The organism is Spirillospora sp. CA-128828, assembly GCF_050945415.1.
GTDB lineage: Bacteria > Actinomycetota > Actinomycetes > Streptosporangiales > Streptosporangiaceae > Spirillospora.
This window is the reverse complement of record NZ_CP191986.1, coordinates 1,914,993-1,936,890: the sequence shown is the minus strand read 5'-3', so window position 1 is coordinate 1,936,890 and position 21,898 is coordinate 1,914,993. Positions and strand designations below refer to the sequence as shown.

At 70.4% G+C, this 21,898-nt stretch carries 11 protein-coding genes; 7 read left to right on the top strand and 4 right to left on the bottom strand.

What is annotated here, in order from left to right:
- Positions 1–104: 104 nt before the first annotated feature.
- Together ACQPXG_RS09745 and ACQPXG_RS09740 are read left to right on the top strand one after the other, a co-directional pair.
- On the top strand, positions 105–4,052 hold the full coding sequence (locus ACQPXG_RS09745) for a hypothetical protein (RefSeq protein ID WP_433467302.1): 3,948 nt from the start codon (positions 105–107) through the stop codon (positions 4,050–4,052).
- Between the two features lie 315 nt (positions 4,053–4,367).
- Positions 4,368–4,952: a hypothetical protein gene (locus ACQPXG_RS09740; RefSeq protein WP_433467301.1), complete on the top strand. Its 585-nt coding sequence runs from the start codon at positions 4,368–4,370 to the stop codon at positions 4,950–4,952.
- A gap of 105 nt (positions 4,953–5,057) precedes the next feature.
- Here ACQPXG_RS09740 and ACQPXG_RS09735 read toward each other — a convergent pair whose 3' ends face one another.
- Both ACQPXG_RS09735 and ACQPXG_RS09730 read right to left on the bottom strand, forming a co-directional pair.
- Complete coding sequence (locus ACQPXG_RS09735; protein ID WP_433467300.1) at positions 5,058–9,002, bottom strand: hypothetical protein; 3,945 nt, start codon at positions 9,000–9,002, stop codon at positions 5,058–5,060.
- A gap of 113 nt (positions 9,003–9,115) precedes the next feature.
- Positions 9,116–11,743, bottom strand: a complete 2,628-nt coding sequence (locus tag ACQPXG_RS09730; protein WP_433467299.1) for an ATP-binding protein — start codon at positions 11,741–11,743, stop codon at positions 9,116–9,118.
- Positions 11,744–11,895: 152 nt separating this feature from the next.
- Here ACQPXG_RS09730 and ACQPXG_RS09725 point away from each other — a divergent pair, with 152 nt between their 5' ends.
- On the top strand, positions 11,896–13,698 hold the full coding sequence (locus ACQPXG_RS09725; RefSeq protein WP_433467298.1) for an AAA family ATPase: 1,803 nt from the start codon (positions 11,896–11,898) through the stop codon (positions 13,696–13,698).
- A gap of 42 nt (positions 13,699–13,740) precedes the next feature.
- Positions 13,741–15,042 carry a hypothetical protein gene (locus ACQPXG_RS09720; protein WP_433467297.1) on the top strand — a complete coding sequence of 434 codons (1,302 nt, stop codon included), beginning with the start codon at positions 13,741–13,743 and terminating at the stop codon, positions 15,040–15,042.
- Positions 15,043–15,181: 139 nt separating this feature from the next.
- Here the strand turns inward: ACQPXG_RS09720 and ACQPXG_RS09715 are convergent, their stop codons facing one another.
- Both ACQPXG_RS09715 and ACQPXG_RS09710 read right to left on the bottom strand, forming a co-directional pair.
- Positions 15,182–15,691 (bottom strand): hypothetical protein, encoded by a 510-nt coding sequence (locus ACQPXG_RS09715; protein WP_433467296.1) that lies wholly within the window; start codon positions 15,689–15,691, stop codon positions 15,182–15,184.
- A gap of 43 nt (positions 15,692–15,734) precedes the next feature.
- Positions 15,735–16,742: a hypothetical protein gene (locus ACQPXG_RS09710; protein WP_433467295.1), complete on the bottom strand. Its 1,008-nt coding sequence runs from the start codon at positions 16,740–16,742 to the stop codon at positions 15,735–15,737.
- Positions 16,743–17,018: 276 nt separating this feature from the next.
- On the opposite strand from ACQPXG_RS09710, the gene ACQPXG_RS09705 reads away from it, so the two are divergent.
- The 3 genes from ACQPXG_RS09705 (at position 17,019) to ACQPXG_RS09695 (ending at position 21,834) form a co-directional block, all read left to right on the top strand.
- Positions 17,019–18,167, top strand: a complete 1,149-nt coding sequence (locus ACQPXG_RS09705; protein ID WP_433467294.1) for a hypothetical protein — start codon at positions 17,019–17,021, stop codon at positions 18,165–18,167.
- 209 nt (positions 18,168–18,376) lie between these two features.
- Complete coding sequence (locus tag ACQPXG_RS09700) at positions 18,377–20,710, top strand: protein kinase domain-containing protein (RefSeq protein WP_433467293.1); 2,334 nt, start codon at positions 18,377–18,379, stop codon at positions 20,708–20,710.
- Positions 20,707–21,834: a response regulator receiver protein gene (locus ACQPXG_RS09695; protein ID WP_433467292.1), complete on the top strand. Its 1,128-nt coding sequence runs from the start codon at positions 20,707–20,709 to the stop codon at positions 21,832–21,834. The genes ACQPXG_RS09700 and ACQPXG_RS09695 overlap by 4 nt, the downstream gene beginning before the upstream one ends.
- Positions 21,835–21,898: the final 64 nt, after the last annotated feature.

Sequence of the window (21,898 nt, the reverse complement as noted above, 5' to 3'; positions counted from 1 at the left end):
TTCCCTTGCCGCCGCCACGAACCGACGGACGGTCATGATCGATCGGCTCCCACGCCGGGGGCGACCGCAGAGCTGAGCAAGGTACCGAACAGAGGTAGCGGCCGATGCCCTGGATGGACGAGAACAGCATCCCCGGGGGGCAGTCCGACCCGCCGGTCGAACTGCAGCGTCTGAACGGCGATGAACTGCTCGACGACTCGTCGGAGGAGCCACCCGCCCCGACGGCCGCGGGGGCGGAGCTGCGGCCGGTGGCCGAGGGTGAGCAGCTGGACGACCTGGCCGAGCTCACGCCCGAGGACGCCGCCACGCTGGGGTCGGACCCTCGCATCGGCGCGTCGTTCCAGCGACCGGAGAACGTCTCCGACATCCTCGCCGCGCATGCACGCGACGACCGGGGGACGGACGGGCAGGGCAAGAACCCGTACGGCGACGCGGCGGTTCTGGGCGGGCAGGTCAAGAACGATCCCTCGAACCCGCTCGGACTGCAGCGGATGCTGGACGCGGCCGCGCAGGCGGCACAGCTGGCCAAGGACCTCAAGAACCCGCCCACCGGCTCGCCGTCGGAGCCGCCAGCGGCCAACAACGGCAACGGAGCGACCACCGGCAAGGACACGCTCAAGAAGGCGGCGGGCGACTTCGCCGAGGGCAAGCTGCGCGAGGCCGCCGAGAAAAAGGGCCTTCCGACGAACTATGTTCCGTCGATGCCAGAAGGCGACAACCTGGCGGAAAAGGGCCTCAACCTCTTGGGGCAGGCCGCCGACATCGGCGCCCGAGCCGTGTCCGATCGGTACGCGCCCCAGGCATACGACACGGTCAAGGACTCCAGCGCCGGCGGTGGCGCACTGGACAAGCTGGAAGCGTCCAAGATCGGGCAGAAGATCCCGAAATCGTTCTGGGACGGTTTCCGGCGCCGTAAGGGCGGCCAGAACGCGGCCGGAGCCGGTCAGGGCGGTCAGGGCGGCCAGAGCAGGGCCGACGGTTCCGAGAAGAGCAAAGACAAGAGCCACGGGAAGCTCAAGATCCTTCTCGCCGTCACCCTGCCGGTCGTCGCCGTCCTGGTCTCCATTCTCCTGATCGCCGCGCTGATCCTGGGCGTCAACGTCGACGACGACGTCGCAGAGTCGCAGCCGGAGCAGGCCTCGGACAACAAGGTTTCCGAGTACTTCCCGGGGAATTGGCAGCGGATCCTGAAGCAGGCGTCGGAGCAGACGTCGGGCAATGCGCAGGACTACTCCGAGGTGCCCTGGACGATCCTGGCGGGTCTGGTCAAGACGCAGACCGATTTCGCCCGCTACAGCCCCTACGACAACGTCGACCGTGACCCCGGGCGCAAGTCCAAGGAGGTTCCCAGCGGGAACGGTTCCGGCGGTAACGGCGACGGTGTGAACACCGACGTCAGCAACACCGTGGGGGCGGGACCGGGGCCGGTCCAGGGGATCTCCGGTGAGGGCTCGGCAGCCACCGTGCCCGGCACCGGCAGTAACCATGTCGCGCCGCCGGACGGGGATCTGAGCCACCAGCTGGGCTGGTTTCTGTGGGCGCTGCGAATGCAGGAGTCCAACGGTAACTACACCATCGGAGCCGGCACGAGCCAGAGCACCGCGTGTGGCGCCTACCAGTACATCACCAGCACCTGGAACAACTACGGGGGTTACACCAGGGCGTGTGACGCTCCGCCGAGTGTGCAGGACCGGCGGGCCAAAGAGGACGTGCTGCGCAAGTGGAACCAGTACCACAAGTGGCAGCCGATCGCGGTCGACCACTTCACCGGGAGCTGGGGACCCAACCCGGAGAAATGGGGTCAGTGCCCGGGGGCGTGTGACTTCAACCCGACGGCGTGGGAGTACGTCGACGGCGTGATGACCAAGATGCGGGCCGCGGCGCGGGACCACCCTGCCGGCGGCGTACAGCCCGCCTCCTTCCGCATCGCGCCCGGGTCCGACACGCCCGGCGGGTCCGGGACGCCGTCGGCCGCCCCCCGCGCGGATGCCAGGCCGGCACAGGGCAGGCCCGCACAGGGCGCGCCGTCACAAGGCGGATCGGCAGAGGGCCGCCGCCCCGGCGTCTACGCCTGGGGTTGCGATGTGGAGAACCCCGACCCCGATATCGGCGGCAAGGACAACCAGGGCACTGGGCCGTATCTGTTGACACCGGCGGCGGCGGGTCAGATGCGGTCTCACTTCCTCGATCCACAGAATCCCTGCCAATCTTCCTACTTCGTCGCGTACTCCCTGGTCAAGGCGGCCGAGCAGGTGCACCGCGACCCGAAGAGCCCCAAGTGGAAGGCGGACGGGAACGCCAAGGACCAGGAGAACGCGCGCAAGTACTGGAGCAAGGTGATCGCGTCCTCGGGGATCTTCATGGACCGCTCGGCCAACCCCGACGGGCCGTGCGCGGTGCCCCCGCCCGACGACCCGGAGAAGCCGTGGTCGATCAGCTTCAAGATCATCACGGTCTGGCGGTGCGAGGCCAACCGCATCCAGGACCTGTACCTGGTCACCGGCGGCAAGTACGACAACGGCGAGTTCAAGTACGCCGTCCAGGACAACCGGGCCGCCGCGGTGGAGACCCTGGTCAACGAGGCGATGTCGGTCAGCTACGGGGCCGGCAAATGGAAGACCGACAAGTGCGACAACGGCAAGGACTCGCGCCAGGGCGTCTTCCCGATGACCAAGAAGGAGGCCGAAGAGGCCGACCTGGAGGACCGCTGCGATGTCGACAAGAACATCGCCGCCGCCGCCAAGCTGGTGCTCTCGGTGGAGAAGACCAAACCCGAAGACCGCCCGCACGACCTGGGCGTCTTCCAGCCGATGATCGGCGGCTGGCAGAAGATCAGCATCGCCATGGGCACCGACCTGGAACTGTTCTCCCTCATCGGGCCGGGCCAGAACAGCTTCAAAGCGACTGATGAGTGCACCGCGGTGATGCGCAAGTTCCTCACCGACATCGCCCCGCACGCCACCGAGTTCGGCAAGATGGACAAGGCCCCAGACGCCGACGAGGTCTACAGCAAATGGCAGCCGAAACTCGAGGCCCTGGAACAGGCGCACAACATCAAGGACCCGAGCAGCGATCCCGCCTGCCAGATCGGGTCCTGGGCTCCCGGATTCAACAGCTCGCTGGCCCAGATCGCCACCGACCTGGTCGGCAACGGGACCGACAGCGCCAACCTCAGCGGCCTGGGCAACTACTACCAGGCTCGGGAGGACGCCAACCAGGAGACCCCACCGGTCGTCGGCGAGGACACCCTGGTCATTCCCCGGCTGGCGCTGCGCCCGCTGAAGCCGATCGGCGCGCCGGTGGCCGCCGACGCCACCCAGGCATGGTCCCGGCTCGGCAACACCGACGGAGTGCTGCTTCCCCTTGAGCAGGTCGCCGTCGAGTACGCCTGGTTCTTCGGCGGCGTCATTCCTCCGTTCAGCAGCGCGGGCAAGTTGATCGGCTCCCTCGCCACCGGCGAGGGCACGACGGGAGACTCGGGCACCGTCCAGACAACGGTCGGACCCGACGGATGCCCCGAGGACGTCCCCTCAAACGCTCTGCACGACGGGGTGGTGAACAAGGGGAAGGGGAAGGGGAAGGACTCTGGCGAGCTCACCGTCCACCAGCTATGCGTGGACTCCGTGAAGGAGGCCCGCACCCCCCAAGCCGCAATGGCCATCAAATGGGCACTGACCCACCTCGGCTGGCCCTACGCCTCGCTCACCCCCGGCAAACCCGGCTACGGGAAGCGGAACGAACCCGGCTGGGCCGACTGCTCCAGCTTCGTTTCCCGGGCCTACCGCGACAGCGGCGCCATCCCGAACCTTTACCCGAAGGGCAGCAATGCCCCCATCACCGACACGTTCAGGACTGTCCGCTGGACGCACAAGATCTCGCTGAATCAAGCAAAGCCCGGTGATCTGGTGGAGCCGCATCCCGGCCACGTGGCAATGCAACTCGCCGACGGATACAAAGTGCACACCAACCAGACCGGAGACGTCTCCAAGGTGGAACGCGCCTACACCGACGGCGTCTACTGGGTTGGCTGGATCGACCCCAGCAAGGTGTAATTCACAAACCGCGACCGCTACCTCCATGTGATAGAAATCTCTCCCTTGCCAGAGGGGTCTTATCTACTAAACAGCCTCTCCCTGCACCAGGCAGGGAGAGGCTGTTTGATTTTGGCGCGAAATCGGTCCACAAAGCCTATCCATATGGATGCATCGAGCAGTCGACTTGCGATCACGGTGCGCTATAAGCGATAATTGACGGGTACCATAGCAAACGGAGCCCGTTCCGGTCTCGTTTGCGCACGTCACATAAGACGCGCGCAGAGGCCGGGATGTCATCCGGCCTCGCGCGCCTTTCATCCGGAAGGATTAACCATGAGCGCGAAGCCGAACAACAACTGGCGGCCTATCGCCATCATCGGCGCCGTGGTCGCCGCAGTCGGACTGCTCGCCGGCCTGGCGTTCGCCGCGCTGACGACGAACTCGGACAGCGACAGCGAGGTGCACCGTCCCACGGCCTCGGCCACCACTCCGGCGGCCGAACCCGTCAAGATCATCGCCTCGGTGGACAACGGCATGCCGGGCAACGACCGACAGTTCGCCATGCTGGAGTTCGAAGTCAACCCGGAGGGCGGTCAGATCACTGGGACGTACACGAAGGTGACCATCAACGGCTCCGGCAACCCGGTCGGGATGGACCACCCGACCCCGATCGGCGGCACCGGCGGGGCCACCACGTTCGAGCTCCAGGTGCCCGACGGGACCGTCAACGGCAACCTCCTCGGCGACAACTCGCCGGGGACCATCCTGAAGTTCGACCGGACCTTCGGCGTGGAGAACTACGAGTGGAAGATCATCCGCTCCGCGCAGGAGTTCAAGGACGCGGTCGCGACGTACCTTCAGCGGTTCGCCGACTGCTCCAAGAAGCACGCGGTCGACCCCTGCGAGGGCGTCGTTTGAGCCGCGCGCAGCAGCGCGCAACAGCGCGCAGCGCCAACATCAGCCGGCCTCCACCCCCGTGACGGGAGTGGAGGCCGGTACTGTTTTGGGATCAGCGGCTTTCGGCTACGTCCTGGACATCTCGTCCTGGTACATGTCCCGCAGCACCCTGCGAATGTCGACCGGGGTGTTCGCGTTCGCCGCCAGCCGGGGGTCGACCTGAGTCATCCGCCTGCTGGCCTGCAGGGACTGCTGAAGGTCTTCCAGCCGGTGAAGCACAACGTCATTATCCGCACTCTCCATACGCGCATGGCCCTCGAGCGTACGTCGGAGATCATCTAGGTCGTCGATGATGGCTCCGGCGCCACTGGCGTTTTGCGGTATCTGTGAGATGGCGCCGACCAGCCTGTCGAGCTCCTCATGCCAATGCTGCTGTGCCTGTTGGTTCTGCCTGCCGATCTGGTCGGCGAGCCGCGCCAGCTCGTCGGTGTCGATCATGGTGCTCGGATCGGCCATCTGGACCCGCAGATCGCAGACTCCGCGCGCCGTCCGGGACGCGTCGACAGCGTCACGGAACATCGCGCTCAGCCTGTCGACCCGCTGGGCAGAGTCCTGGTACTCCGTGGTGAGACGAATCTCTTCCGCATTGAAGAATTCTGGGGTGAGCACGAAGCGCGTATCGTGCAGATCCTTCGTTTGCCGAGCGTTGTTCACCATGGAGGCGATTTCCCGCTCGATCTGACTCTGAACATTTCCAGCCGACGTGGCGGTGCCGTCCGGCAGGTCGATACGAATATTGTTGAAGTCCAGCTCGTTCTGCGCGGCTTGCATCACGCCGCTCACCGCCCCCAGATCGCGCAGGTTGCGGACGTCGGGGGTCGGCATGTCGACGTCAGCGGCCCAGTTCCGGGCCATCTCCACGGCGGCGGTCTCCCCCCGCCGGGGGGCGAGGGTGATGCGTGTGATCTCGTCGTCCTTGCCCCCTTCGAGCCAGCGCTCCACCCGCACCTTCACCTCGGGAAGGCGCGTGTCGAGTCCGTTGGCTTCGAGGATGTTGACGATCTCGCCGTCATCGGTCATGTAGCCGCGTTCCCTGACCTGCGCCGTCATCCGGGCGATCTGCTGATCCTTGGTCTCCAGGACCCCCTCGGCGGTCATCTGGGGCCGCCGGTCGCGCGCGGGGAGCATCAAGAACGCCCCGAGTTGGCCGAACTGCTCGGCCGTGAGGCCCTGTGGCCGCCCGTTCGCGAACTCCACATCGGGGGCGATCAGCCCTTGGTTGCTGATCTGGAGTTGGTTGGCATTCAGGCCCATCGCGTTCGCCGCGTCGGCGAGCGCCCGCATCTTCTCCTCGTCGTTGACGAACCCGGTGAACTCCGGGTTGAGCCCTCCGTGCATCCCGGCTCCCCACAGCCGGGCTCGATGCATGTTCAGGCCGTCCTCGGTGTGCTCTCTCTCCAGCCGCCGCTGCTCCTCGGGGTCGCTGACCCGGATGATATTGCGATGCCAGTCGTCGGCCTGCCGCAGGCCCGTCCGGGCGCTCGCCGCCGTGGGCATGCCGGCGGCCGAGATCGGCGTGCCCGACCCGTCGCCGTTCGGGCCGCCGTTGCGCGCGCCGGAGATCAGGCCGCCGGCGGCCTGACCGCCGCGCAGGGCCGCGGCACTGCCGGTGAAGGCCATCAGCGGCAACGTCGCCAGCACCGCCGGCGGTGCCACCATCGTCAGGCCGGCCAGGCCCGCGGTCAGGCCGGCGTACGCCGCCGCACGCTGCCCGGGCGAGCCCGACGCTGCCTTCTGCTGCAGCGTGTTGACGCCCCGCTGCAGACGCGCACGCGTGCCGTCGTACCGGTCCTTCGCCCAGTCGGTGATCGGGCGGGTGGCACGCTGCGCGCCCCGTTTGGCGACGCCCGCCACCGCCCGCGTCGCACGGTTGTTGACCAGACGCCGCTGCAGCGACTTCTCGTCCAGCGCGGCCAGCCGCGCCTTGCCCACGCCGAGCCGGCCGAGCCGTTGGCCCACCTGCTGGCCGGGGTTGCGCGCCATCCTCCGGTCGCCGCTGCTCTTCAGGATGATGGCCGAGGCGAATCCCGTGGCCCCGGTGGTGGACGAGATGTCCCCGAGGCTGAGGATCCTGCTGATCTTCCTGAACAGGAACAGCGCCACCAGCGGAGCCGCGCCTTGCGCGACCTGCTGGAAGAAGTTCGGAGTGCCATCGTTGGTGGTCGCCTCGACGGCCTGATACGTGGTGTCGGTGAGCATCACCATGAACGTCAGGCCCAAGGTGAACAGGAAGTCACCCGCCGCCGCCGCGCCGGTCAGCTTGAGCAATCGCATGCCTTGTGGCAGGCCCGCGCCTATCAGCAGTAATGTGATCGGCAAAATCATTACCAGACCTGCCAAGCCCACACTCGAGACCGTCATACCGATCGCCATGGGTCCCATGACGAACAGGAAGACGAAGGCGACGATCATCGCCATCAGGCCCTGGGTGAGCCGCTGAGCCTGGTTCTTGCCCAGCCATGCGGAGGCGAAGTTCCAGTCGGCACGGCATTCCGGCTTGGTCGAGTAGCAATCTCCCAGCTTGTCCTTGAGCTCATCATCGCCGTTGAAGTAGAACGGGCCCATCGTGCCGTTGTCACACATGAAACAGAGCACGTCGATGCCAGCGACACTGAACTGAGTCCCGCTCTTGTCGTCTTCGTAGCTGATGTCGCTGAAGAGCTTCTTGCAAGCCTTCGATTTATCCGCGATCTTGGTGGCCGCGTCCCATTGCAGGATCGTGTGCCCGCCGTCGTCGTCGCCGTCGTCGCCGTACCTTCCGCCGTCGGGGCCCTTGCAGGCACCCCAGGCGATGAAGATCATCTGCTCGTCCGCGCCGGGGTCGATGTAGTACCCGCGGGCCATGCTCGGCTGGGTGGTACCCGGCTCGTTACCGGTCGACAGGTCGTAGGCGATCAACTTCTTGTCGTTGCCCACGTCGGATTTGGCTTCGAGGAAGCGGCATGACGCATGGGCCGGCGAGGGGAACTTCTTCGTTCCCTCGCCGAACTGTGCGGCCTGCCAGGAGCGGACGAGCGAGATCTCCCACATCTTGCTCACCTGGGCCATGGCCGTTTTGCCGTCGTCACCGATAGTGGTGCCGGCATTCTCGCTCGAGTACTGCTCGTAGAGCGTCTTGTCGAGTTTCGCGCAGGTGACCGGCCCGGCCCCGGCTTCAGAGTGGTTGTCGTAGAACACGGGGTTGGTATCCGTGCCGTCGTTGAATCTCCCGAGCTGCTGCAGGCTGTTCAGAGAGTCCGCCGCGGTGCCGAACCAGCCCTGCACCGTCGTGGCCGCCCACGGCGCGGTGTACGGCGCCGTCGGATTGTCCTGGTGCTGGTCGGCCTGGTCGCCCATGAAGAAGATCACCCCGTTCGCGGCGAGGAAGACCGCGATCAGGCGCATCCCGGACGCGGGCCCCTTGCGGGCCCCGCTGGTCCAGCGTTTGACCACCGCCGCCAGGACGAACAACCACGAAGGGATCAAGAACCAGGCCGCGTACAGGGAGAAGGTCCGGAAGACCGAGTTGATCGCCTTCGCCGCGTCCGGCTGGCAGATCATGTCGAAGGTGTAGCCGAACCCCATGAGAGAGCCGATGATCCGCCAGCACAGGCCCCCGGCCATGAACATCAGGCTGGCGATCATCGAGACGAACCGCTGGGTCTTGAAGATCCGGGCGTTGTCCACCACGAAGAGCTCGAAGGACGTCCACCGGTGCAACGGCAGGTAGTCCCTTTGCTCGTTGTAGACGGAACAGGCGTCGCCGCCCCCGTTGCCGTCGTCCTCTGTGGGCCTCTGGGCCGCCGCGAGCAGGCGCCCGTCGGCGCTCGTCCCGGTCTGCGCCGCCGGCGCGGACGCCGGTGCAGGTGCAGACGCCGGTGCGGGCACGGATGACAGGGCGGGCGCGGATACCGGTGCGGGCGCGGACGCCTGCGGCTTCTGATTGCCGGGCGTGTTGCCGGGCGTGATACCACTCCCCTGACCGGACAGCATGGCCAGGCCACCGAAAACGGTCACGGCCAGCAGCCACACCAGTAGCTGCTTCCCGCGGCGGGGACGTTCACGAGCTGCCTTCGCGCCTCCCCGCGCCGCTCCAGCGGAGCGGGCCTCCCACCGCGGCTCGCCGCCGCGGGGCGGGCCTGGCCTCAGCCGACGAGCCATTGATTCTGCTCCTCCCCCGCCTGCGGCGCGGTGGTGATGTCGTGCCCCGTGTGCGCCGCCGCTGTGACGTCCTGTCCGTTCGAAGCGGGTGCCGGAGAACCGCCCTGCTCCATCCGCGTCGCGGCCTCGACGGCCGCCTCGTACTCGGCCCGCTCGACCTCTTCCCGCTCCCGGCGTTGCTCCTCGCGTTTGCGGCGGTCCTCGGGGTTGGTGCTGTACGCCTCGGCCGCCTCGGGCGGCGTGGGCCCGAGCACGACCTGGGCGTGCCGCTGCCACAGATCACGGAAGATGCCCCGGGCCCAGCGCGCCGGCTTGCCGTTCTCCGCCGGCAGCGGGCCGAACTCACGGATCTGCGCGAGCCGTTCGGGGGTCGGCTGCAGACCGCACAGGCTCAGCGCCGTCTCCGCCTCCCGCTTCTCGTTCAGCTTCAGGACCAGCACCCGGCTGAGGTAGGACTCCAGGTCCTTGGTCACCACGTCAGCGATCCGCTGGGTGAGGAACACCGGCATGATGTTCAGCGACCGACCCTCACGGGAGATGCGCTGCAGGGACGCCAGACCCTCGGCCTGCGAGAGGAAGGTCCACGCCTCGTCCACGATCAGCACACCGGAGCGGTTGGCGATGAGGATCTCCAGCGAGGCCCGGATGACCAGGCGTACCGCCGCGAGGGCGATGCGCTCCGACACCGAGTACTCGCTCGGCGTCTTCCCCTCGGGCAGGCCGAGCTCGCGGTCGAAGTCGACCAGCGTGAGCCGCTGCGACATGTCCAGGCGGGGCAGCGGCTGGAGCGCGATGCCGAGGGAGAACATGGAGGACGCCTCCATCTGCTGCTCCACCAGGCTGCGCACCCGCTCGGCGTCGTCGCCGGGGACGAACTTCAGGGCGTCCCACACGCAGCGTGCGCCGTTGAGCGCGCCCCGCTTCAGTCCGGAACCGAGCGCGAGCCGTTCCGACAGCGAGAGGCCGTCACGGGAGTCGTCCAGCGCGGACAGGATGTGCACGTTCGCGATCTCGGCCGCGATCGTCGGCGGCGCGTACCGGAACGGGTCGAAGGCCCCGGGGGACTCCTCCAGCGCCGACATCGACACCCGCCCCGCGGGAATGCCCAGCCGCTGGACGTAGTCCACCATCCCGTAGAGCGAGTCGCCGCCCTTGGGGTTCACGAAGATCACCGGCAGGCCGTTCAGCGCGGACTGGGTGGCGACCGACTGTGCGAAGAAGGTCTTGCCGCTGCCCGGGTCCCCGAAGATCCCGAAGACCGGGGGCAGGTTCTTGCGGGGCGCGCCGAGCGGATCAACGAAGAACGGCGTGCCGTCCGGGTCGATGAGCCCGCCGAAGACCCCGGCGTCGTCACCGAGGTCGGAGAATGCCTGAAGCCCCGCGTGCGAGACCATCGGCACGTTGACGTCCTGCAGGAACGGGTTCACCCGGACCGAGGAGCAGGGCAGGGTCTCCTCCAGCGCCTGGATCTGCCGGTGCTCCAGGGCCTTCATCTGGATCCCGTAGTACTGGTTGAGGAACTCCAGGTATGTCTCGGTGGCCTCGGTCATCTCCCGGGCCATGATGAAGCTGCACCTGGCCAGCATCGGCTGGTTGGAGTTCGCGAGGTAGTCCTCGACCTCCTTGGCCTGCTGGAAGGTCTGGGACAGCTCCACCTTCTCCAGGTCCTGGGTCTTGCGCTCCTCTTCCATGTTGGACATGATCCGGCGCTGCGCCCGGCGGGCCCGTGCCCGCGTCAGGTTCGCCGGTTCGAGCTCGGCCCGGATCGAGATCACGTGCGGCGCGTCGCCGGGATGGCTGATCACGTCCAGCGCCCACTGGGCCTCCGGGGACGGCATGACCGGCTGGTCGAACCGCATGACGGCGGCCATCTCCAGTTCCCCGATGCCGGCGACGCCGAGCCGCGTCGGCATCTCCTCGATCACCGCGTCGGGGCCGCGCCCGAGGTTGTACCAGGACTCCAGCTGGTCCATCTCCTGCCGGGTCGGCAACTGCGCGTCCGCCCGCTTGAAGATCGACTCGATGTGCTCCTGATCCTTGACATAGTCGGACAAATCGGGGGTGTCGTCGGCCATGGAGTCCTTGACCAGGTCAGTCAGCGCCTGGACGGTCGACATGGCCCCCTGCGAGCCCGAGCCCTTGCCGGCGCGGGACGCCTTGTCCATGATCGACGACCGCAGTTCCACACCGATGAAGAGGACGCGCTTGGGCGCCAGGAAGCCGAAGGCGCCGGCCTGGTAGGCGCGCAGTTCCTCGGTGTTCTCCTTCGGCGGCGTCACCAGGTCGTCCCAGGTGATCGAGACGAGGTGGACGTTCCGATTGTTGGACAGCGTCGCCAGCCCGCCCACCGGCTGCCGGGAGGTCCGGCCCAGGTCACCGAGGAGCCTGGCCAGCGGCGCGGCCATCGACAGCTGCTCCGCCGGGTCTTCCCACTTCATCGGCGACAGCCGCACGGTGCGGTACATCCACACCTCGCCGTTGTAGCCGACGTAGATGCCGTCGGCGGTCCGCCATGCGTACGGAGTGGTCCACATGGTGGCCGTGTCAGCCTCGGAACGACCCGCGCGGCTGGTCCCGGTGAGTCGCCCGAGCGCCGCCCTCAGGTTGGCCATGCGTGTCATCTCCCAGGTTGTGATTGCTCTCAGGGAGACAGTCCGGCATCCGAGGCTGGCGGCAGCCGACATTGTCCGCACAGTCGCTTATAGAGAAACTCCGGCCGGTCCGCCGGCCGGGTGACAACCAGAGCACCTGAGGACACTGAGTGATGGCAACTGCGCCGAACCTCGTCGTGGCGGGGGATCCTGGCGTCGCCCGCAGCCTGCGGGCGACCGGCCGGTTCTCTTCGGTCTTCGACGCCGCCTCCGCGGCGGAACTTCGCGACCTGTCCAGGAGTGGGAGGGTCGGCTCGCCGGCCGCGTTCATGTTCGCCCCTGGGTTCGTCGAGGACCTCCCGGGGGCCGGGGTGGCCGTCCTTGCGAACGGGCTCGCCGGCAACGGGTTCACCGTGCTGGTGCACGGATACTTCGCCGAACGCGGCGACGTCTTCGACCCGGGGGTGAAGGTCACCGGAAGACAGCTCAAGATGTCGGACCTGCTGGCGACCTTCGGCATTAGCGATCCGCCGCCGGCACAGCCGGCCGATCCGCCGCAGGCACAGCCCGATCCGCCGCCGGCTCCCGCACAACCGCCGGCGCCGCCCCGAACGACCCCTCCTGCCCAGACGCCGGCCGCCGACCAACCTCCGGTCGCCGCCCAGCCTCCCGCGGCCGGTCAGCCCTTCGGGGCGGCCCAGCCGCCGGCCACCGGCCAAACGCCTGCCACCGGCAGGCCTCCCGCGGCCGGTCAGCCCGCCGCCGGCGGCTGGCCATCGGCTCCCGCGCAACCGCAGGGCTTCGGCCAGGCGCCGGGTGCCGTGCCGCCGTCGGCCGGACAACCCGCGCCTCCGGCCCCGGCTCCGAACCAGCAGCAGCCGTGGCCCGCGCCGACACCGGGACAGCCGCCCCTCCAGGGGCAGCCACCCGCCGCGGGAGCGCCGCCGCAGCAGACGCCCGGGTCAGGGGCCGCGACGAGGCACGACCAGAACGCGCTTCCGGCCCAGCCGCCCTCGAACGCCCAGCCGATCTCGAACGCCCAGCCGACCTCGAACGCCTGGCCGGGCCCGCAGCAGACGCCCCCGCCCGCACCGGCCGCGGCCCCGGCGCCCGCCCCGAGGCTGGGACGGGTCATCGCCGTCGCCTCGGCCAAGGGCGGCGTTGGCAAGACCAGCACGGCCGTGAACCTGTCGGTCTACGCGGCCAGGCATCTGCAGGCGGCCGGCCGGCCGGGGTCGGTGGCGCTGGTGGACACCAACTTCCAGCAGGCCGACGTCGCGCGCTACCTGAACCTGGAGTCGCCGACGGTCCTCGACCTGCTCCGGGTCAACGGAGCGTTCACGGCGATGAGCGTGCGCGAGCATCTCGCGCGGCTCCCGGACGTCGAGCTGTACACGCTGCTCGGGCCGATCGACGTCACCATGGCGGACCCGGCCTTGATCAACGCGATGCTGTACAAGCGGATCCTCGGGGTGCTGCGGCAGGCGTTCGACTACGTGTTCGTCGACACGCCGGTCGCCGAGCTCTACCACATGACGTTCACCGACCTGATCCTGCCCGAGGCCGACGCGATCCTGATCCCGGTCGAGCCCAACCGGGTGACGCTGGAGGCCGCCCGTGCCTGGCTCGGGGCGATCACCATGCCCCGGCACTCCCGGAGCGGCGGCGTCGATCCCGAGAAGCTGTCGCTCATCCTCAACCGGGCCCGCACCGACGTGGACTGCAGCCCGGAGGACGTCATGGACCTGTTGCCGGGCTGGCGGTTCGTCGGAATGATCCCGGAGGACCCGGAGTGGACGCAGGCGGCCAACAACCGCCGGCTGAACGCCCTGCAGATCGGCCCGGACCTGGACGCGACCTTCCGCGAGATCCTGCAGTTCGTCACCGGGGATCCGGTGTTCGGCCAGCCCATGGCGACGCAGGCGAGCGGCCGGGGCGGCATCTGGAGGAAGCTCCTCGGCATGGACCCCAAGTGACCATCCTCCCGCCGGCCAGATACGAAGAAAGGAAACGGCCATATGCCAGCGCAAAATGAGCCCGCCACCGGGATGGACTTCTGGGCGGCCATCGGCGTCGGCCAGGAGCCGGAGGACGAGCCGGAAGAGAGCCCCGCGCAGGACCAGCTCCTGGTGAACGGCGCCGCCGCCCCGGCGGACACGGCCGCCCCGGAGTCCCCGGCAGGGGCCGAGGAGCAGAAGCCGCAGGACGACTGGGCCTCACTGTTCTCCGCCTGGGACGACTCCGCCGGCGGCGCCCCGCCCGCGGCGGCGCAGCCCGCCGCGCCGCCGGCCGCTCCGAAGACCCAGGGGCGGAAGCCGAAGAAGCCCGAGGACGCCGCGGGGAAACAGCCCCCCACGGACGTCAAGGTCGCGCAGGCACCGGAAACGCCGGCCCCGGAGGCGGGACAGGCTCCGTCGTCCGCACGGGCGTCGTCGGCTCCGCCGAGCACGCCTTTCGCGCCGGCCGGGCAGGCGGCGCAGCCCGCGGCGCCCCCGCAGGCTCCGAAGACCGCGCAGACCTCGCGGGAGGTGAACGGCGCCACGGCGCAGGCCGCGCCCGCGGCGGATCCGGCGTGGACCACCGCGGAGCGCATCGCCACCTCGCTCCGCCCGCGGGTGGCCGAACTCTGGCTGGAGGTGCTCACCCGGCACACCGACGGGGATCCGGCCATGGCCAGCAGGGTCTACCACGTCCTGAACGGCACCCACCTGCTCGGTGAGCTGATGCGCGACGAGACGATCGACGAGGTGCACGTCCACGGCACCCAGGTCACCGTCTGCGGAGCGAACGGCATACGCCAGATCCCCGGGTTCCCCAACCTCACCGCGTCCCGCCGGGCCGTCAAGACGATCGCGGCCTCGCGGGAGAAGAGGGGCCTCGTCGTCTCGAAGGTCGGCGACTCCGTCGTGATCAGCCGGCGGGACGGCACGGTGCCGAACACGGACGTCCTGCTGGCCGGCGGAGTCGTCACCGAGGACCAGATCGCCCGGATCCGCGGGGCGCTCGGGCAGATGCAGGCGGTGACCGTCACCGGCCCCGCCGCGCGGATCGTCATCCGCGCGCTCGCCTCGCTGATCCCGGACGGCAGCCGCGTCTTCCTCGGGGCCTACGCGGCGCTGCCCGCCGGGTGCGTCACCGCGGTGAGCCCGATGGAGGCCGACTACGTGCTCGGGGTGCGTCCGGGAGCGGTGGCCGAGGAGATGGCGGCCGCGGGTCAGGTCGGCGCCCTCATCGCCAACCCGGAGACGCAGTTCCAGCCGGCGCTGCGGTTCGCCGTCACCGGCCCCTCCGCGGCCCCGGAGAAGCTCGTCGACCGCTGAGATAGCCAAGGCCGCCCAGACCACTGGCCGGCCCGCCTCCGCGGTGGTGACGCCGCCGCGGAGGTGGCGGCCGGGTCTCTGCGGAAACGCCATGGGGCGCCGCCCGCCACGTCTGCGGCGGGCGGCGCCCCATGGCGCGTCAGCCCAGGTGTACGGCGCCCTTGTGCTCCCAGTCCCCCACTTCGAGCACCCGGGCACGGGCCGCGGCCTCGGCCAGCGGCGCGATGAGGCGGCCCAGAGAGGTGCGCTTCGGGGTCCCGGGCACGTCGGCGAGTTCGGTGACCCGCCGGACGCCGGTCTCCCCGTGCAGTTCGAAGCCGCGGACCGGATGCACCCAGAGCTTTCCCTGCTCCGTGTCCATTACCGGCATCGCCCGGTCGCCGGGGGCGACGGCGATCTCCCCGAGCACCCAGCCCGTGCGCCGGGCCGCGTCCGAGAAGGCGATGATCTGCTCCAGGTCGCGCCGCAGCCGCGGCAGGCAGGAACCGGCGAACGAGACCGGCGGGCTGCCCAGTGCCACGGCGCTGCGGCAGCCCAGCCGGCCGGCGATCTCGCCGACCCGCTCGAGGACACTGCGGTGAACGAGGCCCACGTCCGCTCCATCCACGGTCAGCAGCACCACGTTCACGCGGCCCTGCGAATCGGCCATCGGATTCCCCCTGCCCGGACGGCCCCCGGCCGTCCGGGACCGTTCAGGCGGTGCGCATGTCCACAACGCGGTCGGAGTCCAGGATGAAGCTCGCGGCCTCGTCCGGCGTGACGCCCAGCACGTCGACGACCAGCCGGATCGGGCCGACCTTCTCGGCGTCACAGCGGTGGCATCTGGTGCGGTTGTCCCCGTACACCTTCATCGACGGGTTCTCGTCGCCGTTGCTGTGCCGCCGCGGGCGGGGGCAGTGCCACAGGTTCTCGTCGTCGGACGAGGACCCGAGCCGCGTCAGCACCGTCCGGACGTCCACGGCCTTGGCCTCGGCGATCCGCTGGTTGTGCGGCGACACGGGCAGGGGCGCGACGATGTCGGCGGCGCGGCGTCCGGCCCGCAGCTCCTGGCGGTACTTGCCCGCCTCCCGCCGCAGCTTCTCCAGGTCGACGCCCTGGGCCGGATCGTCCTTGACGATCGGGACGGGTTCGGTGCCGGTGGACAGGTAGGGGAAGCGGTCGTCGGACCGCCGCCGCAGCGCCGCGACGAGGACGAAGGTGGCCAGCGCGTCCCTCGCCGACTCCGGCGGGACCATGCGCAGCCGTGCCGCGTACCGGATCACCGTGGCGGCCTCCGGCGCGACCAGCTGCTGCGAGCCGGAGCCGACCTGCACGGTCGGGACGCCTTCCGCGTCCGGACCGCCGACCTGGCCCCACATCAGGTGCCCGGGCGGCCGGCCCGCGTCGGGGAACGCCTCACCCTTCGGGTCCAGCCGGGAGAACTCCAGGACGGTCCCGCCGGCGTAGGCGTCGACGCGGCGGCCGGCGAACCCGCACAGGGCCGCGTACGGAATGAGGCAGTCGGGGCTCTCGGGCGCGAGGAAGATCACCCGGGATCGGAAGTCCGCCGCGGTCAGGCCGCTCGCCCGCAGCCCGGCCATGGTCGCCGCGATCACGTCATCGTCCTCGCCCGGAACCAGGTCGACCGACTTGACCCCTTCGATCGCCGGAGGTGAACCGGTCGTCCGAACGGCCAGCACGTAATCGCTCAACTGGTGCATCAGGTCTCCTTTGTAGTGTGCCGCCCCCGTGTGTCACGCATGACCGTCCCGGCAGTGGGGCGACTCGCACGTCTTTCTTTGCGTTTCGTTGGCCTGGACGCTGTCGTCTGATTCTCTGGTACTTGCCGATCCGACCTGGCCCGAAACGGTTAAGGGGTGAGGAGTGGACACCGGACCAGTGCCACCGGTGCCGCACCTGGCCGGAAGCGGCCGGGTGCCGACGTTACCGCCGGCCGTTCGCGCGGTCGGCGGCAGGACACGGAGAAGGGTGCAGAAGTGCCAGCACAAACCAAGGAAGAATTCTACGTCCGGCGCCTCTTCGACGACGACGTCCCTGTGTTCGTGGACGCGACCAAGAACGTCCGGCAGGATCTTCCGTACCCGCTCAGCGCCAAGAAGGCGCTGAAGGCGACGTGCGGGGTGCGGACGGACAACGAGGTCGTGGCGTTCAGCCTGCGCAACTACACCGGCAAGCAGGCCGAGCGGGAGGTCGAGCACGTCGAGAGCACCGTCGACGGGAGGGTGACGGCGCAGAACCAGCTGCGGCTGCGAATGCCCCGCAGGACTCTGCACGGCCTGAACGAGACGGCGCGCGCCCTGTCGGTCGTCCTCGGCGACGAGGTGATCACCGAGCTGGACGGCGACCTCTACGTCCTCACCCTCGCCCGCAACGGCAACGAGGGCGAGCTGACCCTGGCCGGCAAGCTGGCCAGGTCGGAGGGCGGCTACGTCCGGTCCGAGCTGTCCGACGCCGATACCGAGTTCGAGCTCCCGGTCGCGGGGGTGCGGCTGCGCATCTTCCTGCGCTCCCCGGTCCGCGAGCGCATCATCGCCTACGGTTTCAGCGGCTACCTCACCCGCAAGCCCGGTGAGATGGAGACGGTGACCCGGGCGACCGCGCTGGCCCTCAACAGCATCCTCGGCCTGGCGACGTTCCGGATGCTCTCCCAGCTGGAGCGCATCGACGTCCCGCCCGTGCCGCGCGGCAACGCGGCACGCCCGCGCAAGGCGGCCGACCGGGTGACCTTCACGGTCCCGGCGCTGCTGTTCACCGAGGACGGGACCCCGGCGGCCCGCGGCCACGCCGCCGCCGAGATCGATCTGGACCAGGTGGACCCGGTGACTGGGGGCCTGCAGCTCCACGTCACCGCGGGCGACCAGCTGGAGTGGAACCCGGCGGTGGCCGAGACGGTGCAGTTCGACGCCTACGAGCGGGTGCTCACCGAGACCATCGGTGCCATGCTCCACTCGGTGCTCGGCGCCGACACGGTCCGTGACCTCGCCTACGACATCATGCTGGGCGACCTCGGACCGGATTCCATCACCCGCCTGCGGGCGGCGACCACGGGCCTTCCGGGGCTGGCCGCCAAGCCCAGCCAGGCCGAGGTGCGGTCCGCACAGCCGACCGGCGCGCCCGCCGCCTGACCCGGCACGGTCCTCACCGTTCGCTCAGCCCGGTTGTGCCGGGGCCGCACGGCCCCGGCACTCCGGTGTGGGAGCCTGGCCGCACGAACGGTCCTCGCGCGATGCGGGATCGCCGTGCGGCGGGTTCCGGCGGGGGCGCGGGCCAGGCTCTAAAGTCTCCTGTAGCGGCCCCTTCGGGCCATCGAGGACAAGGGCTGGACGGGACGGCTGTGGGCGAGTTCGATGGCACACCGCCGCGGGACACCCGGCGGGATGCCGGGACGACGCGGCGGGACGCGCGGGTGCCCGGGCAGCGCCCGGCCGCGGAGACCCGGCGGGAGGGGCACGCTCCCGGGGGTCCGCTCATGCGGCTGCCGGCCGTGCTCGGCGAGCGGTACACGGTGGTCGCCGAGCTGCCCGTGACGGGCGCCGAGTCCGACCTGCTGCTGGTGCGGGACGAGCACGGCGGCGAGTACGTGGCGAAGATCTTCCGCCGCGGGTACCGCGCCGACCGGGAGGTGTGGGCGAAGCTGCCCACGCTGGACTCGCCGAACGTGCTGCGCGTCCTGGAGACGGGCCACGCGGACGGGCGCGACTACGAGGTCGCCGCCTACGTGCCGGACGGCAACCTGCGGACGCTGATGGAGGAGGGACCGCTTCCCGGGGAGACGGCCGGCGAGGTCGCCGCGCAGCTCGCCGCCGGTCTCGCGGCGCTGCACCGGGCGGGCATCGTCCACCGGGACCTCAAGCCCGAGAACGTCCTGGTGCTGGGCAAGGAGCCGCTGCGGCTCGCGATCGCCGACTTCGGGCTGAGCAAGGTCCTCGACCAGAGCGTGGTGTTCGCCTCGTCGTCGCGGACGCTGGCCTACGCGGCGCCGGAGTCGCTGTCCGGCCAGGTGTCGCCGGCGCGCGACTGGTGGTCGCTCGGCATGATCGTCCGGGAGCTGGCGACGGGCCGGGCGCCGTTCCAGGGGCTGAGCGAGACGGTCGTGGTCGACCATCTCGCGACGCGGCCGGTCAGCGCGGACGACGTTCCCGACCCGAGGCTGCGGCTGCTGTGCCAGGGGCTGCTGACCCGGGACCCGCGCAGAAGGTGGGCGGGCGAGCAGATCCAGGCCTGGCTGGACGGGGGCTCACCGCAGGTCGCCGAAGAGACCGTCTCTGCAGGCAGCGGGCTGCCGTTCCGGGGGCGGCGCTACACAGACAGGGGCGAGCTGGCGCGCGCCCTTGTCGAGAACTGGGACCACGCCGCCCAGTACTTCTTCGGGCGTGGAGAAACGGGCGAAGCCTGGCGGAGCTTGCGTGAGTGGCTCGCGGACGTCCCGGACGACGGCCGCATCGCGCTCGTCGACGACTACCTCATGACCGCCCTGCCGCCGGATGTGAAGCTCGTCCACCTGGTGCGGTGGCTGGACCCGGCGATGCCCCCGCATTTCCTCGGCCGGCGGGTCACCGCCGCCGACCTGCCCGGCCTCGCGGCCCTGGCCGATGACCGGCGCCATCCCGACCACCGCACCGCCTGCCTCATCGGGCGGGGGCTGTGGGAGCACGGCCTGCTGCGGGTGTTCGCGGGATTCGAGGGTGGCGAGGACCTCGCCCGGGTCGACGACCAGTGGCGCGCCCACGCGTCGGCGTGGAACGACCTGGCGCGCTGGCTGCGCGGGCAGGGAGCCACGCCGCCGGGTCTCGCGCGGCGCCTGCCCGACGCCGGGGCAGAGGACCCGCCCGTCGTTCTCCTGACGCTGCTCGCCCTGGCGGCGCGTCCGGCGGAGGGCCACCGCCTGATCGCCGAGGGCGCGGCGCGGGCGCGCGCGTCGGTCCCCGAGCCCGTCCCGTGGTTCGCGTGGATGGCGGACGGGGCCGGCGACGACCCGCTGCGGCTGCTCGCTCTGACGCGCGCCGCTCCCGAGGCCGTCGCGGCGAGCGAGTCGCGAGCGCGTGAACGGCACGCCGCCGAGCAGCGGGACGAGGCGCTCCGCACGCACCGGGCCGACCGCGAACGACGGCGGCTCGCCGGGCGCAACGCGGCCACGGGGAAGGCCGTCGCGCTGACGTTGCCGTTCCTGCTCTTCTGGCTGCTGGGCAGCTGGGTGATCGGCTCCCTGTTCGGCGGCGGCGAGGATGACGGGACGGCGTCGGTCGGCCTGCACAGTTCCTCCTCGGGCATCTCCTTCGGCGTCCTGGCGGCCCTCTCCTTCTTCGCCTGGGCGGTCCAGTGCGGCGGCGAGGTGCTCCTGGCGCGCGTGCAGGGCAAGGACTACCTCCCCCACGGGCCGTGGGGGATCCTTTCGGGGATCCTCGGCGCGGGCGGCCGCGGGCTGTCCTCGGCGTCCCAGACGATGTCGGGCGCCGCGCAGCGGACCGGGCGGCGCGGCTGCGGGTGCGTGCTCATCGCCGCGACGGTGCCGCTGCTCCTCTTCCTTCTGCTGCTCGCGGCGGTCACCTCCATCGCGAGCCTGCTGTGGGCTCTCGTCCTCGTCGCCGCCCCCGCCGCGCACGCCCTCGCGGCGGGTGTGCGGCTGCACCGCTGGCGGCAGGAACGGACGAACGGGGGAGCCCCTTGAGCAGCGGGATCGACGCGGACATCGCGCTGGACGCCGCGGTGGTGCTCAGCCTCGGCATGACACGCCTCCTCGGGGGCGGCGCGGGCCTCGCCGGACGGGGCACGGAGGCGCTGGCCGCGCTCGCCGCCGGACGCGCCGAGGCGCGGGCCGCGGCGCTCGCCGAGGCCGAGACGCACGAGCGGGCGCTGCGCGAGGTCGTGGAGCGCAACGCGCGCATCGCCGCGCTCACCGAGACCCGCGCGAAGATCGGCGCGAACGTGCCGCTGCCCGGCCGGCTCGACCCGGGCGAACGGTCCCCCGAGGAGCTGATCGCCTGGTGCGCCGCCACCGACCCCGTCCTGGACGAGGCCGAGCGGCACCTGTCCGAGCATCTCGCCGCCCAGGTCGGCACGCAGATCTTCGAGGTCCCGGCCGAGGGGCTCACGGCGGACGTCCGGCGCGGCGCGCCGCCGCCACCGCGGACCGGCGACGTCCGGGACCACCTCGAACGGATCATGACGCGGCTGCTGCCCGACGCGGAGGACGCCGAGCGCCGGGCGGTCGTGGAGGCCGCGGGGCTGCTGGCCGGCGTGGCGACGCCGGAAGAGGCGGAGGGCGTCCTGCACGAGGTGCGGCTGCGGATCCAGGACGCCAACCGCCGCACCAGGGAGCGGCGGGACGAGGAGCGGCGGCGGGCGGCCCAGCAGGACGCCGCCGAGCAGGCCGAGGCCGAGCGCCGCTACGTCCTCGGCTCGATCACGGCCGCGTTCGAGGACATGGGGTACGAGGTCCAGGCCGGGTTCGAGACGCTGACCGCCGACGACGGCACCGTGACGCTGACCAAGGGCGCCTGGCCCGACCACAGCGTGCGCATGCGCGTGGACGGCGCCGCCCACGTGCGGGCTTCGATGGTGCGCGAGCGCCCCGCCGAAAGCGAGGACGACCGGCGGGTGGACGTCGAGCGGGAGCGCGAGTGGTGCACCGCGTTCGAGGCCGCCCGGGAGCGCCTGGCGGAGGCCGGGATCCGCTCCGACGTGGCCTGGCGGCTGGAGCCCGGGGTGCGTGAGCTGCCCGTTCCGGCGGAGTCACGGCAGACTGGGAGCCGTGCGGGGCAACGCGTACGCTCTCGCGAGCGTCACAAGTGAGGTGCGGGGGGCGCACCGGCGAAGCGGAGTGGAGTCGACGGGATGAGCGGAGCGAACCGGGGGC

Coding starts and splice junctions, on each gene's coding strand:
- ACQPXG_RS09745 (WP_433467302.1), top strand. CDS start 105: ATGCCCTGGATGGACGAGAACAGCATCCCCGGGGGGCAGTCCGACCCG.
- ACQPXG_RS09740 (WP_433467301.1), top strand. CDS start 4,368: ATGAGCGCGAAGCCGAACAACAACTGGCGGCCTATCGCCATCATCGGC.
- ACQPXG_RS09730 (WP_433467299.1), bottom strand. CDS start 11,743: ATGGCCAACCTGAGGGCGGCGCTCGGGCGACTCACCGGGACCAGCCGC.
- ACQPXG_RS09725 (WP_433467298.1), top strand. CDS start 11,896: ATGGCAACTGCGCCGAACCTCGTCGTGGCGGGGGATCCTGGCGTCGCC.
- ACQPXG_RS09720 (WP_433467297.1), top strand. CDS start 13,741: ATGCCAGCGCAAAATGAGCCCGCCACCGGGATGGACTTCTGGGCGGCC.
- ACQPXG_RS09715 (WP_433467296.1), bottom strand. CDS start 15,691: ATGGCCGATTCGCAGGGCCGCGTGAACGTGGTGCTGCTGACCGTGGAT.
- ACQPXG_RS09710 (WP_433467295.1), bottom strand. CDS start 16,742: ATGCACCAGTTGAGCGATTACGTGCTGGCCGTTCGGACGACCGGTTCA.